This is a genomic window from Vibrio gelatinilyticus, assembly GCF_022836845.1.
Taxonomy (GTDB): Bacteria; Pseudomonadota; Gammaproteobacteria; order Enterobacterales; family Vibrionaceae; genus Vibrio; species Vibrio gelatinilyticus.
On the sequence record NZ_JAJNNZ010000018.1, the window covers coordinates 55,276 to 78,575 of the forward strand.

Here is a 23,300-nt window from a genome sequence, read left to right on the forward strand (position 1 = left end):
AGATCTTGCTTCAGGTGGGATATTGAAACAAAGGCAGTGAAAAGCATAGAAAAAAGCCTCCCGAAGGAGGCTAAAGGACGGATGAATTATTAACGAAGGAAATTCATCTTTTGCTGTAAGTGGTGTTTTAATCCTAAAGAGATGTCCAGCGCTATTAGCGCAGTAGTGACATCGCCATACCAGGCAGTTGGTTGGTTTGCGACAGAACCGTTGTACCTGCTTGCATCAGCATTTGGTTCTTCGTCATATTTGAAGATTCAACTGCGAAGTCAGCATCCATGATACGACCTTTCGCTGCCGCGGTGTTTTCAGAGATGTTTGCTAAGTTGCTAATTGTGTGCTCTAGGCGGTTGATGTTCGCACCTAGCGTCGCACGCGCTTGGCCAACGGTACTCAATACGGTCTCATTGGCGCCAATAGCTGTCTGCGCATTGGCTTGAGTTGTTAGATCACCTGCTAGGCCGAAGAATGTATTAAGAGCAGTTACCTCTGTACCTATAGAAACGTTTAGCTGGTCGCCAGCAGAGTTGTTCGCGCCAATTTGGAAAGTAACCCCCGCCGCTTCAGAAATTGTACCTACTGTGCCGTCAAGCATTTTAACGCCTGCACCGTACGATGTTTCCGATAGAATACGCGCACCCTCTGTCGCCAGCTCTTGGTATTCAGCGTCAAGGGCGGTAAGCTCTTCAGTGGTGTTGATGCCGTTTGCCGCTTGTGTTGCCAAGTCTTTCATGCGGTAAGCAATGCTAGACATTTCATCTAACGCGCCTTCAGCAGTAGACATGTAAGAAATGGCGTCTTGCGAGTTACGCATCGCAACGCCCATACCACGAGTTTGTGCTTCTAGACGGCTTGCAATTTGAAGACCCGCTGCATCGTCAGCTGCAGAGTTAATGCGGTAACCTGTACTTAGGCGCTCCATCGCGGTGTTAAGTAGGTTGTTTGTGCTGCTTAGAGTGTTTTGTGTAACTAGCGAAGCGTAGTTAGTGTGCATCGATAGAGCCATGTGTATTCTCCTAGATTCTTTATCAATGTGGGACATCTGCCCCGCTCAATATCTAAAGGCGGACACTTGGTTTTGAGAATTAATTGAAAAAGTGAAAAAAAACGCTAAATGGTCAACTTGCCAGAGAAAATGCGATCTTAGTTCAACAAAATTAGCAAAGTTGAGGGGAATGTGACTACTGGTTAAACCAGATAGCATGCCACGCCCCAGTGGAGGGGCGCAGTGGCAGGGGGATCAGTTGTCTTGCTGCTCTTGCTCGGCCAGTTGAATCACGCGTGACAGTTCGTCGTCCTCAAATTTTGGTTTGGCGCTGGCATAGAGGTTATCTATGCTGGCATCGAGTTTTTCTTGCTGTGCTAAACGCTCAGCTTCTTCTATCGCCAGTTGATCTTCAGCGGCATCCTTAACGGGTGCTTTTTCTTGCTTTAATTTGTCTCTTTGCGCTTTACGCATGGCCGCTTTGGGATCGTCAAAGCCCTTAAATTTCACAGGGGTGGGAATGTCCGTGACATAGCCAAAGTAGTATTTAGCGCCCAGCATTTTGTACTGCTGCAAGGTGATCTGGCTGGTGACCCGACCTGCAATGAGCGTGGTTTTAGTACGCTTTAGATAACGAATGATGGGCAGAAGCGCGCGCTTTTCGCTTTGGTCTTCAAGTGAGTTGGAGACTTTTATTACGCTTGGGCGGTAGGGCGCGAGATAATCCAGATTCGTCACAGGCAGGTGCACATCAAAGTAAATCTCGTGCACCTTTTCTTGCAGTTTACTGACCCCTTCGCGAATTTGCGGCAGATGAGCCTGCTCTTGCGTGATGTAAAGGCTTGGCACGATCATCGACAGCGGCTTTTTGTGATGAATCATCAACTGTTCAACAAAGTGCTGGCCTTTGGGCCACAGCAGGGTGCTGGCATTCACGGCGACCACCACATTGTTGAGCAAATCGGGGTGGAAGGTTTCCAGCTCAAATTGAGTTTGGCGAATGGCCAGGTAGAGGGCAAACAAGTCCAGTGCCGAACGTACTTTCTCAGACAAGTCTAAGGCAAATACGCTGTCGTCTTTCTTCTCGCCATAGCGCAACGTGATGTATTGGTACTGAATATCGTCGCTGCGACAGCTACGAATAGGTTGGCTGGCATGGCAGATCTCGTCCTTAGACAGCAACTCTGCAAGCTTCTCGTCATCTTCAGTTTCTGCACTGTCCTCTATGAGTCGCAACACATAGAGAAACAGCGCTTTGTAACTCGTTAAATTATCCAAGGTTCCCTACCACGTTAATCTGTTTGTTTTCTGGGATCTCGTTATACGACAACACGGCAAGTCCTTGTGAAAATGTTCGTGCATAACGAGAAATTAGCGGCCTTAACTGAGGCATTACCAATAAAATAGGTGCCATACCTTGCGACTTAAGTTGCTGTTTTATAAGTGGCAAGTTTTGCTGAAATTGACCCAAGATGTTGGGTTCAATCGGGAAACTATCCAAAATCACATTACCATTAGCCTGAGCTTGCTGCAGTGAAGTCAGTAGCATTTGTTCAAGTTCGTCCGATAGAGCATAGACATTTAGCTCCTTATTTTGACCCGCTACCAGATTCACCAGAGTACGTTTAAGCGCGCAGCGAACATCGGCAGCCAACAAGATGGGATCTTTGGTGTTTTCCGATGATTCCAGCATGGTGTTGGCAATGGTACGGATGTCTCGCAGTGGAACCTGATCAACTAGCAACTGCCTGTACACCTTTAATTGCTGTGCAGGGTTTAAAGCTGCACCTAATGCTTCAGCCAGTTTTGGTGCTTGCTGCGTCAAACGCAAGTTCATGGCATCCACGTCATCGTGAGTAAAGAGCTCAGAGAGATGGTTTTTCATGATTTTGCTGATATGTGTGCCAATCACGGTGGCGTCATCCACCACCTGATAACCCATGTTAAGTGCCTTGGCTTTCTGTGAGTGTTCGATCCACACGGCGGGCAGATGATAGGCTGGGTCGCTACCTAAAATACCGTCGATCTCACCGTAGGTTTCGCCAACGGCAATGGCCATCAAGCGCTCAGGTTCAATAAAGCCTTCTTCAATGATTTCGCCATTGAGCGAGACCGTATACTGGTTCGGCTTGAGGCTGAGGTTGTCGCGAATACGCACTTCCGGAACCAGGTAGCCCACTTGCTCTGACAAATTTTTACGCACGCCACGAATACGTTGAGTCAGCGGCGCGCCTTGTTCTTTGTTAACCAGATGCACAAGACGGTAACCCAATGCCAGCGACAATGTGTGCACGTGCGGAATGTCTTCCCATGACAATGGCAGCTCATCGTCATTTTGCATGGCATGAGAAATGGCCTCCACTTCTTGCAATTGATTGTCGTGCTTGGGTTTTTTTAGCTGTCGCCAGGCTGCAAACCCCAATACGGCAGAAAAGGTGAAAAACGCCAAGTGAGGCATTCCGGGTACCAGGCCAATGATAAACATGATGCCAGATACGGTAAACAGCGTCGCAGGGGTGGCCAGCAGCTGCTGTTGCATGGTGTCGGCCATGCCGTTTTCGGTATCGTTGATGCGAGTAACGATAATGGCAGCGGCCGTTGCAAGTAGTAGCGACGGGATTTGTGCCACGAGGCCATCACCAATGGTCAATAGTGCGTAGGTTTTGAATGCTTCTGAGGCTGGTAGGCCATGTTCAAACACACCAATACTGATACCACCAATGATATTGATAAATAGAATCATCAAGCCGGCGATGGCATCACCACGAACGAATTTGGATGCACCGTCCATCGAGCCGTGGAAGTCGGCTTCGTTTGCGACTTCTTTTCGACGTGTTCGAGCTTGTTCTTGATCGATAAGACCGGCGTTTAAGTCGGCATCGATCGCCATCTGTTTACCCGGAAGGGCATCAAGGGTAAAACGCGCCGAGACTTCTGATATACGCTCGCCACCTTTGGTGATCACCACAAAGTTAATGATCATCAAAATAACGAAAATCACCATACCGACAACGTAGTTACCACCGATCACTACTTCACCGAAGGCCTGGATAACCTTACCTGCAGCGTCACCACCGTTGTGACCTTCAAGTAATACAACACGCGTCGATGCGACGTTGAGGGTAAGACGCATCAGCGTTGCAATCAACAAGATGGTTGGAAATATCGAGAAATCCAACGGTCGCTTCGCGGTGGTACTGACTAAGAGCACCAAAATAGCTAAGACAATATTGAAGGTAAACAGGGCATCGAGTAACAGCGGTGGCAACGGTAAGATCACCATCGCCAATATCATCAGCAATACGACGGGAATACCAATGTACCCTTTGCTGGAAAGTTGAAATTGTTTTAGCCGATTCAACATGCTGTGTCCTTTCTTACTGTTAACAGTGATCAGTGTTGTAAGTGTTTTGGTATCGCTATCTGAGGGATAGGCAGCGGTTGCTCGCCTTGTCCTTTACGAAACGATTTGAGTTGTAAAACGTACGTTAATATATGAGCCACCGCGACATAGAGTTGGCTCGGTATTGCTTGTTCTAATGCAGTCGTATGGTAAATAGAACGAGTTAGCGGAGGTGAATTGATCACTTCTACTTGATTCTCTCTGGCAATGCGCTGAATGTGCATGGCGGTTTCATCAATGCCTTTAGCGACGACAAACGGCGCATCTGATAGGCTCGCGTCGTATTTTATCGCCACGGCGTAGTGAGTTGGGTTGGTGATCACCACGTCTGCTTGCGGTACCGTTTTGTCTATCTTACGACGCGCAAATTGCTGCTGTATTTGGCGGATACGCTGTTTGACTTCAGGGCGACCTTCGTTATTTTTATATTCTTCTTTGAGCTCTTGCTTAGTCATTTTCAGCTGTTTCATGTGCTCCCATCTCTGGTAGGGGATGTCGATAACGCCAAAAATGAGCAAGGCGAATCCCATCAGCAGCAGACCTTCAAACAAAATGGTCATAATGGCGACCACCCCTTCATTGAGAGAGAGCTTTTGCATGCCCATTAAGTGCTCTAAGTTGCTACTTAGGTAACTGTATAAAAAAGCAAAAATAACGCTTACTTTGAGAGTCGACTTGATGAGCTCGGCCAGCGATTTGGTGGAAAACATACGCTTGATGCCCGACAGCGGACTGAGCTTACTTAATTTGGGTTGCACGTTAGCAGGGCGAAATAACCAGCCGCCAAGGATCAAGCTACTGGCCACCGCTAAAATGATTATCACCATAAACATCGGCAGTAGCATTTCGACAATCATGCCCAGGCTGTGACCCAGATGTTCCACCATTCTTTGTGGATCTTCGAGGTCGCGCTTGGTGAGCGTCATATTAAATTTGAACACGCCTGACATGTATTCCCATATACGCAGAATTTGGCTGTAGAAATACAGTGCTACCCCAAGAAACAGAACGGCGGCGGTGAACTCTTTGGCGCGTGGGATCTGACCTTCCTGACGCGCCTTTTTAATTTTCTGCGCTGAGGCCTGTTCGGTTTTGTCTTGTGACGATTGATTACTCATACGCCCCCCACAACAAAAGAGCTCATATGTTGCAGAGCTTCATGAACCAAAATGTTGTAACGACTTGGCACACCAGAGACCGAGAGCAAGACGCTAAATAATCCCAGTAACATGGTCATCGGAAAGCCCAAAGCATAGACATTTAGGCTGGGCGCGGCGCGATTCATGACACCGAAGCTGATGTTGGCGAGCAGCATAGACACAATCGCAGGCAGAGCGAGAGCTAAAGCCGAAGCAAACATCCAGCCAAACAAAGAAATGACAGCCTCCAACGACGTGGTACTCAAACCAGAGCCGACAGGCCAGACGACAAAACTCTGGATAAGAATATCAATAACCAGTAGGTGACCTTCTAATGCCAAAAATAGCAGCGTACACAACAGCAAGAAAATTCGCCCCAATATCGCCACCGACATACCATTGACCGGATCATTCATCATTGCCATGCCGAGGCCCATTTGCATCGACACAATCTGACCTAAGGTGGTGAAGATGGAAAAAAACAGATGAAGAATAAGCCCAAAGAACAGCCCCCACAGTGCTTGCTCGAACGCCAGAAACAGTGATGTCATTGAGAACAAATCGACGGCAGGCATGACAGGCATTAACGGGGCGGTGACAACCACAATGGTTAAAGCCAATAGGCTGCGCACCCAAATGGGGATCAAGGCATCGCCGAAAAATGGCATAGACAAAAAAGCGGCACCGATTCGAAAGAAGGGCCACCACAACTGTCCTATCCAGCTCGATAACTCGGCGAAGGTGATCAACATTAGCCGATCATCCCTGGAATGTTATGGAACAGGTAATCAAACAACTCCATTAATTTTCGCAGCATCCAGTGACCCGAAAATATCACCATTAACAATGTCGCCATCAAACGCGGTAAAAAACTGAGGGTTTGTTCGTTTATCTGAGTAGCGGCTTGAAATACCGCGATGACCAGACCCACCAATAAGCCGGGAATGACCAGAACCATAACCATATTAATGATGAGCCAAACCGCGTTCGAAAAAAGGGCTACCGTCATTTCAGGTGTCATAGCGATCTCCTCATCTGATGTCAGCCAAAGCTTGCTGACAGTGTACCGACCGTCATCGCCCAACCGTCCACCAACACAAAGATCACCAGTTTGAACGGCAAGGAGACGATGAGAGGTGAAAGCATCATCATACCCATGGCCATCAAGACGCTGGCGACGACAAGGTCAACGATGAGAAAGGGAATAAACAGCATAAAGCCGATTTGAAAGGCGGTTTTTAGCTCACTAATGACAAAGGCAGGCAGGATCACCGCAAAAGAAATATCTTCAACCTTTTGATCAAGAGGTTCATTGGCAATGCGCAGCATTTGCTCGAGTGAGTTTTGCTGTGTTTGTGCCAGCATGAAATTGCGAACGGGTTTTTCAGCGTTCGAGAACGCCTGCATCAAAGTGATTTCACTGTTGTCATACGGTAAAAAGGCATTGTCATAGATGTCGCTCCACACTGGGCGCATGATGAGAATGGTTAACGACAACGCGATACCCACCAGAACCCGGTTTGGTGGGCTTTGTTGCAAACCGAGTGCTTGACGTAATATCGCCAATACTACAATGATGCGAGTAAAGCTGGTGGCCATCAGGATAAAAGCAGGCAGGAAACTCAGAGCTGTCATCAGCAGCAAGATTTGCAGCTTCACACTGTATTCTTGTTCTGTTTGGCCATCAGAAACCGTCAGAAATGATAGGCCGTCTGCCGCAAGACTTGAGGCTGAAAAACCAAGTAGCAGCAGTGAAAGGACAAGCCAGGGAGTGAAGCGACGTGCAGTTTCCATGAAGAATTTTCTATCCATTTTGATGAGCTCCCAACACTCCAAGTGTGGGCTGGGGTGTTTAGTCACCCATTGAGCTGAGTGCTGAGTCAACGACATCAATCAATCGCAAACCGTACTTGTCATTAATGACTACGACTTCGGCATGCCCCATTAAAGAACCGTTCACTTTTACGTCCAGCGGCTCGCCATTGAGCTTGTCGAGTTCAATGACACTGCCTTCGCCCGCTTTCATCAGATCGCCCAGCGGAATTTCTTTGCTGGCGACTTCCAGAGTGACGGTGACTGGAATTTTTTTGAAAAAGCTTAAGTCCCTTTCTGGAGTAAAGGGCGAAGCGATTGGCGCGTCTTCAGATTCAAAACCGTCTATCTGAAAATCATCGAATCGTAATTCATCACCATCGAATGTGCTTTGCTCTGGCGTGTCGCTCATAGTCGGGGTTCCTTGTCATCATTTAAAATTAAAACGAGTTGTCCCTCTTGCTCAGCAACGCGGCCAGAAAACAGTGTTTCCGAACCGATGCTGGCTGGCACTGTAGAGAGCAGCTCAATTGGAAGAATGTCGTTAGGAGCAAGATCCAATACATCACTTAGAGGTAGGGTTTTCTTACTTAACAAAACGTTAAGCTTCACGGGTGTTGAATGCAAAGCGTGTTGGAAGTCTTGCTCTAGGTTGAGATTGCCAGAAAGTTCCAACTCATCAATGAAGGTCTGGATGATCGTGCTATCAAATTCGACGGTGAGTTCGCCGGTGATATCGCCCAATTTGACATCAATGATTGCCTGAACGCCAATGCCGGTGCTGGTTTGATAGTCACATAAGTGCCAGGTGCTCTCAGGCGCTACCCAGTGCGATAGACTCTGTGCAATGCGTTCTTGCAGGCGAAAGTCACTGCTGGTCAGCAGTTCGCTACTTCTTTCAATGTTTGCGCTATAAAATTTGTCGGCCAGAGTGATTAACAGGGCATTATTGACATGAACATACATAAGGCCGGCCCCACGATGGCGCATCGTCGTGGTGCTCGCTTTGGCAGAACCTGCATGTGAATGATTATGCAAATTGATGTTACGTAACGAGAGGTCGATACGATCGACCTTTACCCAATTTTGAATGTCGTTGATGAGTGCAGGACAGGCGCTGTTGAGCAGAGATTCCAATTTGTCTCGGATCACATGAATGGGCTTACCGAGAAGCTCGACATTCAATGCTTTTAGAGAACCACTGGATGTTTGGTCTTTTTTGTCCATTTGATATGCACCATACATTCGCAAATTAATATTTTGTAACCACCATAAAAGGCCGTGGGAGCCAGTCTACTCCGTTTTTTTTATATGTTTTTAGCCTATGAATGTAAAACTGTGAAGTTAGTTCATATGTTAGTTTAATACTCTAAGTTTGCTCTTTAATTAGTAATTAAATAACGTTAGTTTTATTTATAAATAAAGATTAAATAATTATAAAGCGCCTATTTCTTACCAAGCCTTTACATTATGTTTTGCTTAATTAATAAGCGCCATAGACTTGGTTTTTCCTCAAATTATTGTTTTTACTGTTTATGTTCCTGTTGTTTGATTATCTCTCCATTCAATATGACACGCAGTGCTTATATCGGGTGTGAATAAAGCGGGTTGAAATAACAATATGAAATTCGATTTTTTTAAAAGACTAAATCTGGAATTGGATTCAAATTTTTCCATGTCAGTGCTGAGTGAAAAATATACTAGTTATAAAAGTGTTAAATTAATTGCGGTTCTTTTGTTTCTGATGTTATTTCCTTTTGGAATACAGATCTCATTTGCAAAAGATATAAATATCCCAATGGATCTAACCAATTGGCAATTTAAAGGGACACCTTTTGAGTGCCAGCTGATTCACAAGGTCGCACCTTATGGTGACCTTTATTTTCATGGTTTACCTAGCAATCGATTACAACTCGTGCTGAGTCAGGCAAACCGCTATGGCGATTGGCAGACGGGCGTCCTATCTCAACTTTCAGCTCCCTGGATCAAACCTCATCGCGCCATGGAAGTTGATAAGGGCGAATACCAGCAACCTGCAAAGTTGGTGTTTAACCACAACATTGCTCAACTGCTATCTGCCATGTCTTCAGGTGCCTGGCTTAAGGTTACGTCCAATCAAAAAGCGCAGTTGCACAGCCAGTCTGTGGTGGTACCCGCAACCAATATGACGACAAGCCTCGCGAAATTTAATCAGTGCCGAGCAAGCTTACCAGACATGTCGATTGCTGAAGCGCGTGACTTAGTGTTGCGCTTTGAATTCGGTCAACGAGTGGTGACCGCCAAGCAGCGCAAACAACTCAAAGCACTGGCCAGTTACATCAAAGTGGATCAGCAAGTAGAAAAAGTACTGATTGATGGCCATACCGACAATGTTGGTACATCAATCAGTAACCTACAGATTTCAAAAGTACGTGCCGACGATGTTGCCAGCGTACTGCTTGAATTGGGAACACCAATGTCGCTGGTCGAAGTGCGCGCCCATGGCGCTCGGTACCCGGTCAGCGACAATAATAGCGAATACGGTAAGGCAAAAAATCGTCGCGTGACGATTCGAGTCATTCGAAATACCACACTGGCCAGCAATAAGGGCTCTTCTAGGATTGAAGACACTAAGGTTCAATAATGAATAAGGATATTTTGCTGGTCGAGCCATCAGACCATTTTGCTCAGCCAATGATTGATGTTCTTCAGCAGGCTGGCTATCGAGTTAATCATATTCGTACCGGGCGAACTGCACTGTTGCAAACCAGTGCCGCCATCACTTTGGTGAGCTCTAACCTGCCTGACATTAGCGTTCGTGAGTGGGTCGATTGTCACCAGAAGAAAAGCGGTGCAGGTGCGGCGATTGCAATTGTGGATCAAGAGCAAGGCTTATTGGCCGCTGAGGCCATGAAAGCGGGCGCCACAGATTACCTATTAAGACCGTTTGAATCTAAGCAGCTCATCAACTTACTTCATCGAGTGGAAGCGCTTGAAAAGCCAATGGCGAACATTGTCGCAGAGTCCTGGCGCAGCAAGCAGGTGTTGCAACTTGCTCATCGCGCCGCGTGTACCAGTGCCAGTGTGTTAATCACGGGTGAATCCGGTACAGGCAAAGAAGTACTGGCACGCTATGTTCATGAGCAGTCACCACGCGTGAACGGCCCTTTTGTGGCAGTGAACTGCGCAGCGATACCAGAATCAATGCTTGAAGCGGTGCTGTTTGGTCATGTGAAAGGTGCCTTTACCGGAGCGACCACATCGCAAAGCGGCAAATTTGAAGAAGCACACGGTGGCACGATTTTACTGGACGAGATTGGTGAAATGTCTCCGGCTGTCCAGGCCAAATTATTGCGCGTGCTGCAAGAGCGTGAAGTGGAGCGAGTGGGCAGCCATAAAGCGATCCAGTTGGATATCCGTGTCATTGCTGCGACCAATAAAGATTTGCGAGAAGAAGTGCAACGCGGACAATTTCGAGAAGATCTTTACTACCGACTTGACGTATTGCCTTTGCATTGGCCCCCTTTGCGTGAACGCAGCGAAGATATCCTGCCTATCAGCCAGTTCTTTATTCAAAAATATCAGGAAAACAGTGAATGCTACCTGTCGGCAGACGCGCAAGCCACGCTCAGCCAGTATCACTGGCCGGGCAATATTCGTGAGTTGGAAAATGTCATCCAGCGCGCACTGGTCATGCGTCACGGCGATTACATTACCGCGCAAGATCTGATGCTACCGGTGGATCACGTACCCGCAGCCATCACGCCCACCCGCGCTCATGGTATGGGGCATGTCGAAGCGAAAAAACACGCAGAATTTCAATATATTATCGAAAAATTACGTCAGTTTGGTGGCAATAGAACCAAAACGGCGAACGCTCTCGGAGTGTCCACTCGTGCGCTGCGCTACAAGTTAGCAGCCATGCGTGAACAGGGAATCGATTTACAGTCAGCTCTCGGCTCAGCTGCATAAAGGAGGTCTTAGAATGGCAACTCAAGCAATAAATTCCGCAACATCGGCTGAGCAATTAATGCTGGTCAAAATGCAAAATATGCAGCAGCAAGTGCAGCCTGACTTTGTCGTCAGTGCCAATCCACTTGATGTCAGCAAAGTTCAACAGCCACTGTCTTTTTCGGGTGCAATGACTCAAGTACTGGATGTGGTGAATGAGCACCAATCCATTGCCAGCAAAAAAATGACCGCAGTCGAAACAGGCCAGAGTGATGATCTTGTTGGGGCTATGGTCGCGAGCCAAAAGGCCAGCTTGTCGTTTTCTGCATTGATGCAGGTACGAAACAAGGTCGTGTCGTCCTTTGAAGACATCATGAAGATGCCGGTGTAGATCATGTCAGAGTTAACTCCACAGACAGCAGGAAGCGCTGCTGCAATCGATATCTCGCCTACTCAGGCACCTCAAACGGGTCCAAGCAGCATGGATTCGATGAACAACAAACTTAAACAGTTGTGGTTTAGCGGTCAGCGCAACCTGGTGTTATCCGCTGTTCTTGCCGCCATTGTAGCCGCGATTATTGTCGTTGCTCTTTGGAGTTCAACTCAAAGCTTCCGACCTTTGTACAGTCAGCAAGAGCGATTTGATACCGGTGAAATTGTTTCGGTTCTCGAATCTGAAAACATCAACTACCGCTTACAAGAGCAAAATGGTCAGGTTCTGGTGCCAGAGGGTCAAGTAGCCAAGATCCGCATGCTACTGGCAGCCAAAGGTGTTAAAGCGAAATTACCAACGGGATTGGATACGTTAAAAGAAGACAGCTCGTTGGGCACCAGCCAATTTATGGAAACGGCACGTTATCGCCACGGTCTTGAAGGTGAGTTGGTTCGTACCATTATTTCTCTAAATTCGGTCACCAACGCACGTGTTCACCTCGCAATACCAAGGCAGACCCTGTTCGTTCGTCAAAATGCTCAAGCGCCTTCTGCGTCTGTCATGTTAGAGCTGAAAGTCGGTGAAGATCTAAAAACCGAGCAAGTTGAAGCCATTATCAACCTTGTGATCGGTAGCGTTACAGGTATGAAGACTGAGAATGTGTCGGTGATTGACCAGTACGGTCGTTTGTTGAGTGCCGATGTGGGCTCAACCGAGTCTGGTAAAGTGAACGCCAAGTATCTGGATTACCAAAAGAGCGTTGAAAAACAGATCATTCAACGAGCAGCTGACATGCTAACGCCAATCTTAGGCCCAAGTAACTTCCGCGTTCAGGTTGCGGCAGACATGGACTTTAGTCAGGTTGAAGAGACCCAAGAAATTCTGGACTCAAACCCTGTCGTACGTAATGAGCACAGCATTCACAATAACACCATTGATAAAATTGCGTTAGGTATTCCAGGGGCGCTAAGCAACCAGCCACCGGTAACGGGTGAAGTGCCGACCACCGACAGTCAGAATACCAATGCACGAAGTGAGCTTAACCGTCAGTACGCTGTGGGCAGTAGCGTCCGTCGTACTCAGTATCAGCAAGGTCAAATCTCTAAGCTGAGCGTATCGGTGCTACTCAATACCGCCGCCGCTCCTAACGGCACCGCGTGGAGTGAGCAAGAACAATCGCAAATATCAGCCATGATCACCGATGCGGTAGGCATTTCTGAGGAGCGTGGCGACAGCTTCAGCTTAATGAGCTTTAACTTCACGCCAGTAGAGATTGAGGCTCCACCTGAGATCCCTTGGTGGCAAGATCCTACGATTCAGCAACCGCTACGCTACGTTATCGGTGGTATGTTGGGCATGGCGATGATCTTCTTTGTACTGCGCCCTCTTATCATGCACCTAACGGGCGCCGACCGCAGAGCCAACAATCTGGAGTTTGCCGATGCAGTAGAGACCAGTGAGTATCTTGATAACGTTCAAACTCGCGAAGAGCGTGAGCGCGAAGAGACGCTGAATCGAAAACTGTCAGAAAAAGGCATTACCTCGGCGTCATCTGGATTGGATACCAGCAGCGATATGTTGCCACCTCCAGGTTCGCCGCTTGAGATACAACTGAAACATCTACAACTAATTTCGACAGAAGAGCCAGAGCGCGTTGCCGAAGTCCTTAAACAGTGGGTAAATATCAATGAACACAGCACAGTCGATGACAAAGCCAGCGCTTAATCACGTCGAGAAAACCGCACTGGTACTTTTGGGTATGGGTGAGGACGCCGCAGCGCAAGTACTGCAGCATTTTAGTCGAGATGAAACGCAGCGCGTGACGCGCGCGATGGCCAAACTCAGTGGCATTAAAAGTGACAATGCCAAAGGGGTTATTCAAGCCTTTTTTGAAGATTTTAGGCAACACAGTGGCATTCGCGGTGCGTCGAAAGAATACTTGTCGAATACGTTGCGTAAAGCGTTAGGTAACGATTTGGCCAAAGGCTTGCTTAATAATCTTTATGGCGATGAAATCCGCAATAACATGCAGCGTTTGCAGTGGGTCGACTCGGAAATTCTGGCGCGCTTTATTTCTCGAGAACACCCGCAGATGCAAGCCATCTTTTTGGCGTACCTTCCGGCTGAATCGTCTTCAGAAGTGTTGCAAAAGCTGTCTTCAGAATGTCACGACGATCTGTTGTTTAGAATTGCGCGCTTGCAAGAGATTGATCATCAGGTTGCGGGCGATCTGAACGAACTCATCGAGCGCTGTATTGAGCAGGTTTCTGTCACCAATAGCGCCCCTCTTTCTGGTGTCAAACAGGCGGCTGATATTATCAACCGCTTCGACGGCGACCGAGCTCTGCTGATGGAAATGCTTAAACTGCATGACGAAGAGGTGGTTTCGGAGATCGAAGAAAACATGTTCGACTTCATGCTGATTGCTCGTCAACGCGAAGAAACCATGGACAAACTGGTGCAGCAAGTACCATTAGAGCTATGGGGTATGGCATTGAAAGGCGCGGATATCGTTCAGCAACAAGCGATCAAACGTTCGATGCCACAGCGTATGGTGAAAGCGCTTGAAGATGACATGGCATTGCGTGGCGCAGTGCCAATCAGCAGTGTTGAGCGTGCTCGTCAAGAAATTATGCAGATCGTGCGTGAGCTATCCGATACCGGCGAGATTGAATTGTTGCTTTATGAAGAGCCTACGGTGGAGTAATCAATGAAATCGAAACACGTATTACGACTGCCGCCCAGTGGCTACCGCTTGCACCGCTTTCCTCCTTTGGCCCAATCCGTGGTCAAAGAGGGTGAGTTTGATGACGAGAATTCATGGGAAGAGTCCCAGGTGGACGTGCAAGAGCGGCTGGAAGCGGGGTTTCAGCAAGGCTTAGAGCAGGGCCACCAGGAAGGCTTACGACAAGGTCTGGACCAAGGCAAGCAACAAGGCTTGCTTGAGGGAGAGAAAGAAGGCTTTCAACAAGGCTTTGTTTCGGGAGAGCAGTCGGGTAAACAGAGCTTTCTTGAAGCGGCTAAACCCGTTAACAACCTCTATCACACCTTATCCAAGTGGCAGTCGGAACGTGAGCAGCAGCAACGCCATATTATCTGTGAGTTAGTGCAAAAAGTGGCCCAGCAAGTTATTCGTGCAGAGCTGACGCTAATGCCTCAGCAAATTCTGGCCTTGGTGGATGAAACGCTCGATGCCATGCCGGGTAAAACCGAGCGCGTCACCGTGCACCTCAACCCGCAAGATCTTGACAGAATTAGGCAAATCAATGCTGAACTGCCAGGCAGTTGGAAGCTGGTCCCCAAGGCGGATTTACCTGTGGGTGGCTGTCATCTGGTCACTGAAGAAGCCGAAGCCGATGCCAGTTGTGATTCACGTTTAGAAGCCTGTATGGACAATGTGAAAGAGCACTTGCTCGATGAAGTGGGCCCCGTCGAGTTAGAAGGTGACAATGAGTAGCACTCGCGCCCACAGCATTTTATCTGAACGCTTAACCGATGCGATAGCCTCGTTAGATTCTGTGCCGGTGGCTCGTGTCACTGGGCGGTTAGTGAAAGTTAATGGCTTGATGCTTCAGGCGGTTGGTTGCCGCTTCAAGCTTGATCAGCGTTGTCTGGTTGAGACCTCTGATGGAGACATGATTGAAGCGCAAGTCGTGGGCTTTGATCATACCATCGCTTATTTGATGCCTATTCGTCGCCTTGGCGGGCTTTTTGCTGGTGCAAAAGTGATCCCTTTAGATGGTGACAGCTCAGTGCATATCGGTGACGATTGGTTAGGACGCGTAGTGAACGGTTTGGGTGAAGCGCTCGACGATGGTACAGCGCTTAAAGCAGGCGACAGAGTGTCGTTAGAACCAAAGCCGATTAACCCATTAAAGCGCCGTCCAGTCGATACGCCACTGGATGTTGGTGTTCGCGCCATTAATGGCTTGCTAACCGTCGGTAAAGGGCAGCGCATCGGTCTTATGGCAGGCAGTGGTGTGGGTAAAAGTGTCCTGTTGGGGATGATCACTAAAAACACCGCAGCAGATGTCATTGTCGTCGGCCTTATTGGTGAGCGTGGCCGTGAAGTGCGTGAATTTATTGAGAGAAATTTAACACCTGAAGCGCGTGAAAAAGCGATTGTGATCGCAGCTCCCGCCGATGAGTCGCCGTTGATGCGTCTACGCGCAACTTTACTTTGCCACCGAGTAGCAGAGTACTTTCGCGATCAAGGTAAAGATGTATTGATGTTAATGGACTCGTTGACCCGATACGCCATGGCGCAACGTGAGATTGCATTAGCCCTGGGCGAGCCTCCTGCGTCTCGCGGTTACCCACCTTCAGTATTCAGCCTGCTCCCTCAGTTACTCGAGCGCGCAGGAAACAGCGAGCATCCGAGTGGCAGTTTAACGGCCATTTATACCGTTTTGGCCGACGGTGATGACCAGCAAGATCCGGTCGTGGACTCTGCAAGAGCGATTTTGGATGGGCACGTGGTATTGTCACGTCAGCTTGCTGAACAAGGGCATTATCCTGCCATTGATATTAACGCGTCGATCAGTCGTTGTATGAACACCTGTACTGAACCTGCGCACAGTACGATTGCCAATCAATTTCGTCAGTTGTATTCCAACTACCAGCAAGTGAAAGAGTTGTTACCATTAGGCGGTTATCAGCCAGGGCAGGATCCTGAGTTGGATCAGGCAGTAGCTATGTATCCAAAGTTAAAGGATTTTTTACTTCAATCCGCGAGCGAGAACGTGGACTATCCGACGAGTTTAACGTCGCTGGCGACGTTATTTCAGACGGCAAACTAGCGTAAGTTGGGTGTCGATTTCGACCCAGTACACAACAGCACAAGGATGACAGCATGGATGCAAAAATTAAGGCGGTCGGCAAGCTGACTCAAGTGGCGGAAAAACGCCGCGATCAAGTGGGTCAACAGCTTGAGTCGATGCGCCAACAAAGCCAGCATTTAGAGCTGCAACTGTCGCAATTGTCGCAGCTGCGAACACATCAAAGTGGGGAACTGCAACAGAACACCACGATGACCAGTGCCAACCTGATGAATCTGAATATGGTTGACCAAATGCTGCACAAAATGCTGGTGCATCATCGACACGAACACGCCGTCATGGAAGCCCAATGTTCATCGGTGCAAAAAGAGTTAGAGCACAAACACGCCAGAGTGAAAGGACTAGAACAGGTCATGGAGCGCTGGCAAGCCAAACAAAACTACGAAAAGGCGCGCAAAGAGCAAAAGATGATTGAAGACATCATTAACTCTCGTATTCGCAAAAGAGTGCTGTAAACGCGGCCAGGTCTATATATCTTCTTGATATCCACTCATTTTGGCTCGAACATCTGGACATTTATCCAGTATAAATTACCATTAGCTTTAGCATCGTTTTCTTTCTAATGGTTAAGCACTATGCAATGGATCCTCGAGCACCAAACCTCACTGCTATTATTCACTTCGCTTTCTACCACCCTTGCAGCTCTTACTGCGGTTGTTATTCGTGTTAAGGCACGAAGTGAGCAACAACTGCAGATGCGCTCTCATGAGCTTGAACAGCAATCAAACCAACAAGAGTTGCAGCGACTCAACAATGCGCTGACCCTCGCCAGACAAGAGCTCGATGAGCTAGATGATGAGCGAGATAAATCGGCATTTGAACTTAAGCAATTGCACGGCAAGTTAATGGCAGCGGTCGAAAAGTTGCGTTACTTTGAGGCGGTAAAGCAAGAGCGCCAGCACTACGCCGATGAGCTTGAGCGGGTTAAACACGACCGAGCGCAGCTCGAAGCACAACTGCGAGAGCAAAATGCTACCCATCAACAGCAGCAACAGGCGAATCTAGAAAAATTCGAGATGCTAGAGCAATCAGAAACTCGCCTCAAAGAACAATTTGAACGACTGGCAAATCAAGTGTTTGAAGCGAAAACAGCAAAAGTGGATCAACAAAACAGGCAAAGTCTGGATGGGATTTTAAGTCCGTTGAAACAGCAACTTGAAGGATTCAAGAAACAGGTTAATGACAGCTTTAATCAAGAAGCCAAAGAGCGCCACACTCTAGTGCATGAGTTAAAAAACTTACAACGATTGAATGATCAAATGTCTCGTGAGGCGATGAATCTTACCCAGGCATTAAAAGGCGACAATAAACAACAAGGCAACTGGGGTGAAGTGGTACTTGCTCGGGTACTGGCAGAGTCAGGTTTGCGTGAAGGTCACGAATACCAAACTCAGGTCAGTTTACAAAATGAAGCGGGCAAGCGTTATCAACCGGATGTGATTGTTCACTTACCTCAGGACAAACAGGTTGTCATCGATTCAAAAATGGCACTGGTGGCTTTTGAGCGCTATTTCAATGCCGAAGATGACCAGCAAAAAGAGTTGGCACTGCAAGAGCACCTGATCGCGCTACGCAATCACATTAAGGGATTGAGTATTAAGGATTATCATCAACTCAAAGGCATTCAGAGCTTAGACTATGTATTGATGTTTATTCCGGTTGAGCCTGCTTTTCAAGTCGCGATTCAAGCCGATCCAAATTTGGTCAAAGATGCCATGGAGAGCAACATCATTTTGGTGAGCCCAACCACACTGCTGGTTGCGCTGCGTACGATTGATAATCTATGGCGTAATGAGCGCCAAAATCAGAACGCTCAGGTGATCGCCGACAAGGCCAGCAAGCTGTATGACAAAATGCGATTGTTTGTAGATGATATGGAAGGTTTGGGGGGGGCCCTCGATAAAGCCAACCAGAGCTATCAAGGGGCTATGAACAAATTGGCCACCGGACGGGGCAACATGATCCGCCAGGCAGAAAGTTTTAAAACTTTAGGGGTAGAGGTCAAGCGTTCAATCTCTTTATCAGTGACAGAAATAGCACAAAATGATGCTTTGGTGGAAAGACATACAGCTGAGGATAAAGTAAACTGAGGCATCTCCCTGCCATTGCAAAGACCATGCATGGGAATGAAGAATCATAAGGACAGGTAAACGTGCAATCGAATCAAGCAGTACAAACTGAAGAAACCACACACTTTGGTTTTGAAACCGTCGCGAAAGAAGAGAAAGTGACGAAAGTAGCGCAAGTCTTCCACTCTGTTGCCGCTAAGTACGACATTATGAACGATCTTATGTCTGGCGGAGTTCATCGTCTTTGGAAGCGATTTACCATCGATTGCAGTGGTGCGCGCCCAGGTCAGCGTATTTTAGATTTAGGTGGTGGTACCGGCGATTTGACGGCGAAGTTCTCGCGCATTGTGGGTGACAAAGGTCATGTTATTTTGGCTGATATCAATAATTCTATGTTGAACGTTGGCCGTGATAAATTGCGTGATACCGGCATTGTTGGCAATGTTCATTATGTTCAGGCGAATGCCGAAGAACTGCCGTTCCCTGACAACTATTTTGATTGTATTACGATTAGCTTTTGCTTGCGTAATGTAACCGACAAAGACAAAGCATTACGTTCAATGTACCGCGTGTTAAAGCCGGGCGGTCGTCTATTGGTTTTGGAGTTCTCTAAGCCTATTTTGGACCCGTTGTCTAAAATTTATGACGCGTACTCATTTCACCTACTGCCTAAAATCGGTGAGCTGGTGGCGAATGATGCAGACAGCTATCGTTACCTTGCAGAGTCCATTCGCATGCACCCTGATCAGCAAACACTCGAAGGTATGATGCAGCAAGCGGGCTTTGAGCAGACCTCTTTCTTCAATTTGACGGGTGGCATTGTTGCCCTTCATCGTGGTTATAAGTTCTAAGGGAAGCCTCATGCCGTTTGATCCTTTAGTGACCGCAGTGGTCGAAACGACGCTCAATACCTTGATTAAAGACGATGACGACCTAGTCAAACGTCTTGCTCGTCTTAAAGGCAAGGTGATTTCGCTCAACATAAAAGAGTTCGGTAAGACACTGACGTTTGTATTCAGTACGCAACTCGACGTCCTCGCTCAATATGAAGGAGAGCCTGATTGCTACCTCTCGGTGAGCTTATCGGTCTTGCCAGAGCTTCGCGAGCAAGCCAACATCACCAAGTTGATCAAACAAGATAAATTGGTGTTAGAGGGGGATATTCAACTGGCTCAGAAGTTCTCGCAACTGCTGACCGACTGCAAACCCGACATCGAAGAATGGTTATCGAGAGTGACAGGGGATGTGGTCGCTCATACCTTATCGCAAGGTGCTAAAGATGTGTTTGGTTTTATGAAAACACGCTTTGCAACGCACCAGAATCACTTAGGTCAAGTGCTGACCGAAGAGTGGAAAATTGCGCCAGCACCATTAGAAATAGCGGCATTTTGTGATGCGGTGGATGATGTGAAAAGTGGCACCGAACAATTGCAAGCTAGACTTGACCAAGTTTTAGCTCGTGCTAACTCGCAAGACAAAGGGACACAGCTTGCATGACGCCAAGTGAAATAAAACGCCTCTATCGAATCATCAAAGTTCAACTAGAATACGGGCTCGACGAACTGTTACCGACCCATCAACTGACCAAAGCCCCTTTGTTGGCTCGCCGTTCGTTGTTTTGGGTTAAAAATCAACATCCAGAAAAACCACTGGGCGAGCGATTGCGTTTGGCATTGCAGACCTTGGGTCCAGTGTGGATCAAATTTGGTCAGATGATGTCGACGCGGCGTGATCTGTTTCCTCCCCACATCGCCGATCAACTGGCACTGTTGCAAGATCAGGTTTCTCCATTCGATGGGAACTTGGCTAAGCAGCATATTGAGCAAGCGCTTGGTGGTGATCTTGAGCAATGGTTTAGTGACTTTGATATCACGCCATTGGCCTCTGCATCGATCGCACAAGTGCATACCGCAAAGTTAAAACCTTGCGGGCGAGAAGTGGTGCTCAAGGTGATTCGCCCTGATATTCGTCCGGCGATTGATGCGGACATAAAGCTAATGTATCGCATGGCACGCTTGGTGGCGAAGGCGCTGCCAGAAGCTAGACGTTTAAAGCCCGTCGAAGTCGTCGCAGAGTATGAGAAGACACTGCTTGATGAATTAGACTTGCGTCGTGAAGCAGCGAACGCCATACAACTTCGTCGTAACTTTGAAAACAGCGAAGAGTTGTATGTACCGGAAGTGATCCCAGAGTTTAGCTGTCCGAATGTGATGGTGTCTGAGCGTATCTATGGGATCCAAGTTTCAGATATCCCGGCGTTGCAAGCCAATGGTACCAACATGAAGTTACTGGCTGAGCGTGGTGTGAGTGTCTTCTTTACCCAAGTATTTCGCGACAGTTTTTTTCACGCTGATATGCATCCAGGCAATGTGTTTGTTAGTTATGAGCATCCAGACAATCCCCAATGGATAGGCTTAGATTGCGGCATTGTCGGCACGTTAAACAGTGACGATAAGCGCTATTTGGCGGAAAACTTTCTGGCCTTCTTTAATCGTGATTATCGTAAGGTCGCAGAGTTGCATGTCGATTCAGGCTGGGTGCCACAAGATACCAATGTCGATGAGTTCGAGTTTGCTATCCGTATTGTGTGTGAGCCTATCTTTGCTAAGCCTTTGTGTGAGATTTCATTTGGTCACGTATTGCTTAATCTTTTCAATACGGCGCGCCGTTTCAATATGGAAGTACAGCCACAGCTGGTGCTACTGCAGAAAACCCTGCTTTATGTTGAAGGGCTAGGCCGGCAACTTTATCCACAGTTAGACCTGTGGGAAACCGCCAAGCCATTCCTTGAAAAATGGATGGCAAATCAGATGGGGCCGCAAGCCGTATTGAATGGAATCAAGGACCGTGCGCCGTTCTGGGCAGAAAAATTGCCTGAATTACCAGAACTGCTGTACGATAGCCTAAAACAGGGTAAAGCCATGAACCAGAGAATGGGGCAGCTTTATCAAGGTTACCGTGACTCAAAACGGCAACATGCAACTGGTAAATTTTTGTTTGGTGTCGGAGCTACGTTAATCGTATGCTCTGCCATATTATTAGAAGGGCCCTATCAGCACTTCTCTGTGACGTCAGGTATCGTAGGTGTCACATTTTGGTTATTGAGTTGGCGTACTTATCGTCGTTAAGGGATAAACTTCTTATCTTTCATATTGTTTAATAAGACCCGAGGAACTGAAAATGGGTGGTATTAGTATTTGGCAACTTCTGATCATTGCTGTCATTGTCGTTTTGCTGTTTGGTACAAAGAAACTTCGTGGCATTGGGGGTGACCTAGGTGGCGCTGTTAAAGGCTTCAAGAAGGCGATGAGCGAAGATGAAAAGTCAGAGAAAAAAGAGCAGGACGCTGACTTTGATCCTAAAAGTCTAGAGCAGAAGAAAACTGACGCGTCAGTTGAAACTGACACGAAAAAAGACAAAGAGCAGGTTTAGACCGTGTTTGATATCGGTTTCTGGGAGCTGGTATTAATCTCTGTTGTTGGGCTTGTGGTTCTTGGCCCTGAGCGTTTACCTACGGCAATTCGTAGCATTTCTAAGTTTATTAGTTCTGCTAAGAATATGGCCAATAGCGTAAAAGATGAGTTGTCTCATGAGCTGAAGGTGCAAGAATTGCAAGAGAACTTGCGTAAGGCGGAAAAAATGGGCATGGAAGACTTGTCTCCAGAACTCAGAAGCTCTGTTGAAGAGCTTAAGCAAGCCGCGCAAGAGGTCACCCGGCCGTACGCGAGCGACAAAACCAAGTCGCCATCTGCTCAATCAGCGGAGCAAAGCGAAACGGCTGACGTACCATCTGACTCAGTTAGCGCTGAGAGCACAGAGAAGAAATCAGACTAGGAGCGGGGAATACCGCTCTTCTTTTTAATACTTACCCTAATCACAAGGGTGAACTTCGAACGTTCACACGAGGTTTGCATGTCTTCTGTTGAACAGACACAACCATTAATCAGCCACCTACTCGAACTTAGAAATCGACTCTTGCGTGCGATAGCGGCTGTGCTTGTTGTCTTTATCTGCCTTATCTATTTCTCGGGCGATATTTATGACTTTGTTTCAAAGCCTTTAGTCGAACGACTGCCTGAAGGGGCGACAATGATCGCGACCGATGTGGCATCGCCTTTCTTTACGCCACTGAAGTTAACCTTGATTGCATCGGTATTTGTCGCCGTGCCATTTATCCTGTATCAGGTGTGGGCTTTCGTTGCGCCGGGGCTGTATAAGCATGAACGCCGATTGATCATGCCACTGATGTTCTCTAGTTCATTGTTGTTCTACTGCGGTGTGGCGTTTGCTTATTTCGTGGTATTCCCATTGGTGTTTGGCTTTTTTACCGCGATTTCGCTCGGTGGGGTTGAGTTTGCCACTGACATCTCTAGTTACCTGGATTTTGTTCTCGCATTGTTCTTGGCATTTGGTATTGCGTTTGAAGTCCCTGTCGCGATCATTCTTTTATGTTGGACAGGAGCAACAAACGTTCAAAGCTTGAAAGAAAAGCGTCCTTATATCGTAGTGGCGGCTTTTGTTATAGGCATGATGCTGACACCTCCGGATATGATTTCTCAAACCTTGCTTGCCATTCCAATGTGCTTATTGTTTGAAGTCGGATTGTTCTTTGCGCGTTTCTATACGCGTAGGGGAGAGGACGATGAGCAAGAGGCGGAAGAGTAATAGCAACAAAAAAAGCGGCGAAAGCC

24 protein-coding genes are annotated in these 23,300 nt (G+C 47.6%); 15 read left to right on the forward strand and 9 right to left on the reverse strand.

Features of this window, described 5'->3' with window-relative positions:
- Positions 1-154: 154 nt before the first annotated feature.
- The 9 genes from lafA to LNL84_RS17345 form a co-directional block, all read right to left on the reverse strand.
- Positions 155-1,006 carry a lateral flagellin LafA gene (gene lafA / locus LNL84_RS17305; protein ID WP_244358960.1) on the reverse strand — a complete coding sequence of 284 codons (852 nt, stop codon included), beginning with the start codon at positions 1,004-1,006 and terminating at the stop codon, positions 155-157.
- 234 nt (positions 1,007-1,240) lie between these two features.
- Positions 1,241-2,263, reverse strand: a complete 1,023-nt coding sequence (locus LNL84_RS17310) for an EAL domain-containing protein (RefSeq protein ID WP_244358961.1) — start codon at positions 2,261-2,263, stop codon at positions 1,241-1,243.
- On the reverse strand, positions 2,256-4,349 hold the full coding sequence (gene flhA / locus LNL84_RS17315) for a flagellar biosynthesis protein FlhA (protein WP_244358962.1): 2,094 nt from the start codon (positions 4,347-4,349) through the stop codon (positions 2,256-2,258). The genes LNL84_RS17310 and flhA overlap by 8 nt, the downstream gene beginning before the upstream one ends.
- Before the next feature lie 29 nt (positions 4,350-4,378).
- Positions 4,379-5,506, reverse strand: a complete 1,128-nt coding sequence (gene flhB / locus LNL84_RS17320) for a flagellar biosynthesis protein FlhB (RefSeq protein ID WP_244358963.1) — start codon at positions 5,504-5,506, stop codon at positions 4,379-4,381.
- The gene (gene fliR / locus LNL84_RS17325; RefSeq protein ID WP_244358964.1) at positions 5,503-6,279 is read right to left on the reverse strand and encodes a flagellar biosynthetic protein FliR; all 777 of its coding nucleotides are present in this window, start codon (positions 6,277-6,279) and stop codon (positions 5,503-5,505) included. The genes flhB and fliR overlap by 4 nt, the downstream gene beginning before the upstream one ends.
- Positions 6,279-6,548, reverse strand: a complete 270-nt coding sequence (fliQ, locus tag LNL84_RS17330; protein ID WP_244358965.1) for a flagellar biosynthesis protein FliQ — start codon at positions 6,546-6,548, stop codon at positions 6,279-6,281. The genes fliR and fliQ overlap by 1 nt, the downstream gene beginning before the upstream one ends.
- Before the next feature lie 20 nt (positions 6,549-6,568).
- Positions 6,569-7,339, reverse strand: a complete 771-nt coding sequence (gene fliP, locus LNL84_RS17335; RefSeq protein WP_244358966.1) for a flagellar type III secretion system pore protein FliP — start codon at positions 7,337-7,339, stop codon at positions 6,569-6,571.
- Positions 7,340-7,379: 40 nt separating this feature from the next.
- On the reverse strand, positions 7,380-7,751 hold the full coding sequence (gene fliN / locus LNL84_RS17340) for a flagellar motor switch protein FliN (protein ID WP_244358967.1): 372 nt from the start codon (positions 7,749-7,751) through the stop codon (positions 7,380-7,382).
- Positions 7,748-8,566 (reverse strand): FliM/FliN family flagellar motor switch protein, encoded by an 819-nt coding sequence (locus LNL84_RS17345; protein WP_244358968.1) that lies wholly within the window; start codon positions 8,564-8,566, stop codon positions 7,748-7,750. The genes fliN and LNL84_RS17345 overlap by 4 nt, the downstream gene beginning before the upstream one ends.
- 571 nt (positions 8,567-9,137) lie before the next feature.
- Here LNL84_RS17345 and LNL84_RS17350 point away from each other — a divergent pair.
- From LNL84_RS17350 to tatC, 15 genes are all read left to right on the forward strand, one after another.
- Complete coding sequence (locus LNL84_RS17350) at positions 9,138-9,962, forward strand: MotY family protein (protein ID WP_244358969.1); 825 nt, start codon at positions 9,138-9,140, stop codon at positions 9,960-9,962.
- Positions 9,959-11,290 (forward strand): sigma-54-dependent transcriptional regulator, encoded by a 1,332-nt coding sequence (locus LNL84_RS17355; protein ID WP_244358985.1) that lies wholly within the window; start codon positions 9,959-9,961, stop codon positions 11,288-11,290. The genes LNL84_RS17350 and LNL84_RS17355 overlap by 4 nt, the downstream gene beginning before the upstream one ends.
- A gap of 13 nt (positions 11,291-11,303) precedes the next feature.
- Positions 11,304-11,660, forward strand: coding sequence for a flagellar hook-basal body complex protein FliE (gene fliE, locus LNL84_RS17360; RefSeq protein ID WP_244358970.1), 357 nt, complete (start codon positions 11,304-11,306; stop codon positions 11,658-11,660).
- Between the two features lie 3 nt (positions 11,661-11,663).
- Positions 11,664-13,427 (forward strand): flagellar basal-body MS-ring/collar protein FliF, encoded by a 1,764-nt coding sequence (gene fliF, locus LNL84_RS17365; protein WP_244358971.1) that lies wholly within the window; start codon positions 11,664-11,666, stop codon positions 13,425-13,427.
- On the forward strand, positions 13,390-14,409 hold the full coding sequence (locus LNL84_RS17370; RefSeq protein WP_244358972.1) for a flagellar motor switch protein FliG: 1,020 nt from the start codon (positions 13,390-13,392) through the stop codon (positions 14,407-14,409). The genes fliF and LNL84_RS17370 overlap by 38 nt, the downstream gene beginning before the upstream one ends.
- A 3-nt stretch (positions 14,410-14,412) precedes the next feature.
- Positions 14,413-15,159: a flagellar assembly protein FliH gene (gene fliH / locus LNL84_RS17375; RefSeq protein ID WP_244358973.1), complete on the forward strand. Its 747-nt coding sequence runs from the start codon at positions 14,413-14,415 to the stop codon at positions 15,157-15,159.
- A complete protein-coding gene (fliI, locus tag LNL84_RS17380; RefSeq protein WP_244358974.1) occupies positions 15,152-16,501 on the forward strand; it encodes a flagellar protein export ATPase FliI in 1,350 nt (449 codons plus the stop codon). Before fliH ends, fliI begins: the two co-directional genes overlap by 8 nt.
- A gap of 53 nt (positions 16,502-16,554) precedes the next feature.
- On the forward strand, positions 16,555-16,995 hold the full coding sequence (gene fliJ, locus LNL84_RS17385; RefSeq protein ID WP_244358975.1) for a flagellar export protein FliJ: 441 nt from the start codon (positions 16,555-16,557) through the stop codon (positions 16,993-16,995).
- A gap of 120 nt (positions 16,996-17,115) precedes the next feature.
- A complete protein-coding gene (gene rmuC / locus LNL84_RS17390; protein WP_244358976.1) occupies positions 17,116-18,630 on the forward strand; it encodes a DNA recombination protein RmuC in 1,515 nt (504 codons plus the stop codon).
- 62 nt (positions 18,631-18,692) lie between these two features.
- Positions 18,693-19,460 (forward strand): bifunctional demethylmenaquinone methyltransferase/2-methoxy-6-polyprenyl-1,4-benzoquinol methylase UbiE, encoded by a 768-nt coding sequence (gene ubiE / locus LNL84_RS17395; RefSeq protein ID WP_244358977.1) that lies wholly within the window; start codon positions 18,693-18,695, stop codon positions 19,458-19,460.
- A 10-nt stretch (positions 19,461-19,470) separates the two neighbouring features.
- Positions 19,471-20,106 carry a ubiquinone biosynthesis accessory factor UbiJ gene (locus tag LNL84_RS17400; RefSeq protein ID WP_244358978.1) on the forward strand — a complete coding sequence of 212 codons (636 nt, stop codon included), beginning with the start codon at positions 19,471-19,473 and terminating at the stop codon, positions 20,104-20,106.
- Positions 20,103-21,737 (forward strand): ubiquinone biosynthesis regulatory protein kinase UbiB, encoded by a 1,635-nt coding sequence (gene ubiB, locus LNL84_RS17405; protein WP_244358979.1) that lies wholly within the window; start codon positions 20,103-20,105, stop codon positions 21,735-21,737. The genes LNL84_RS17400 and ubiB overlap by 4 nt, the downstream gene beginning before the upstream one ends.
- Before the next feature lie 52 nt (positions 21,738-21,789).
- Positions 21,790-22,041, forward strand: a complete 252-nt coding sequence (gene tatA / locus LNL84_RS17410) for a Sec-independent protein translocase subunit TatA (RefSeq protein WP_244358980.1) — start codon at positions 21,790-21,792, stop codon at positions 22,039-22,041.
- 3 nt (positions 22,042-22,044) lie between these two features.
- Positions 22,045-22,443, forward strand: a complete 399-nt coding sequence (gene tatB / locus LNL84_RS17415) for a Sec-independent protein translocase protein TatB (protein WP_244358981.1) — start codon at positions 22,045-22,047, stop codon at positions 22,441-22,443.
- A 78-nt stretch (positions 22,444-22,521) separates the two neighbouring features.
- Positions 22,522-23,274, forward strand: a complete 753-nt coding sequence (tatC, locus tag LNL84_RS17420; RefSeq protein ID WP_244358982.1) for a twin-arginine translocase subunit TatC — start codon at positions 22,522-22,524, stop codon at positions 23,272-23,274.
- Positions 23,275-23,300: the final 26 nt, after the last annotated feature.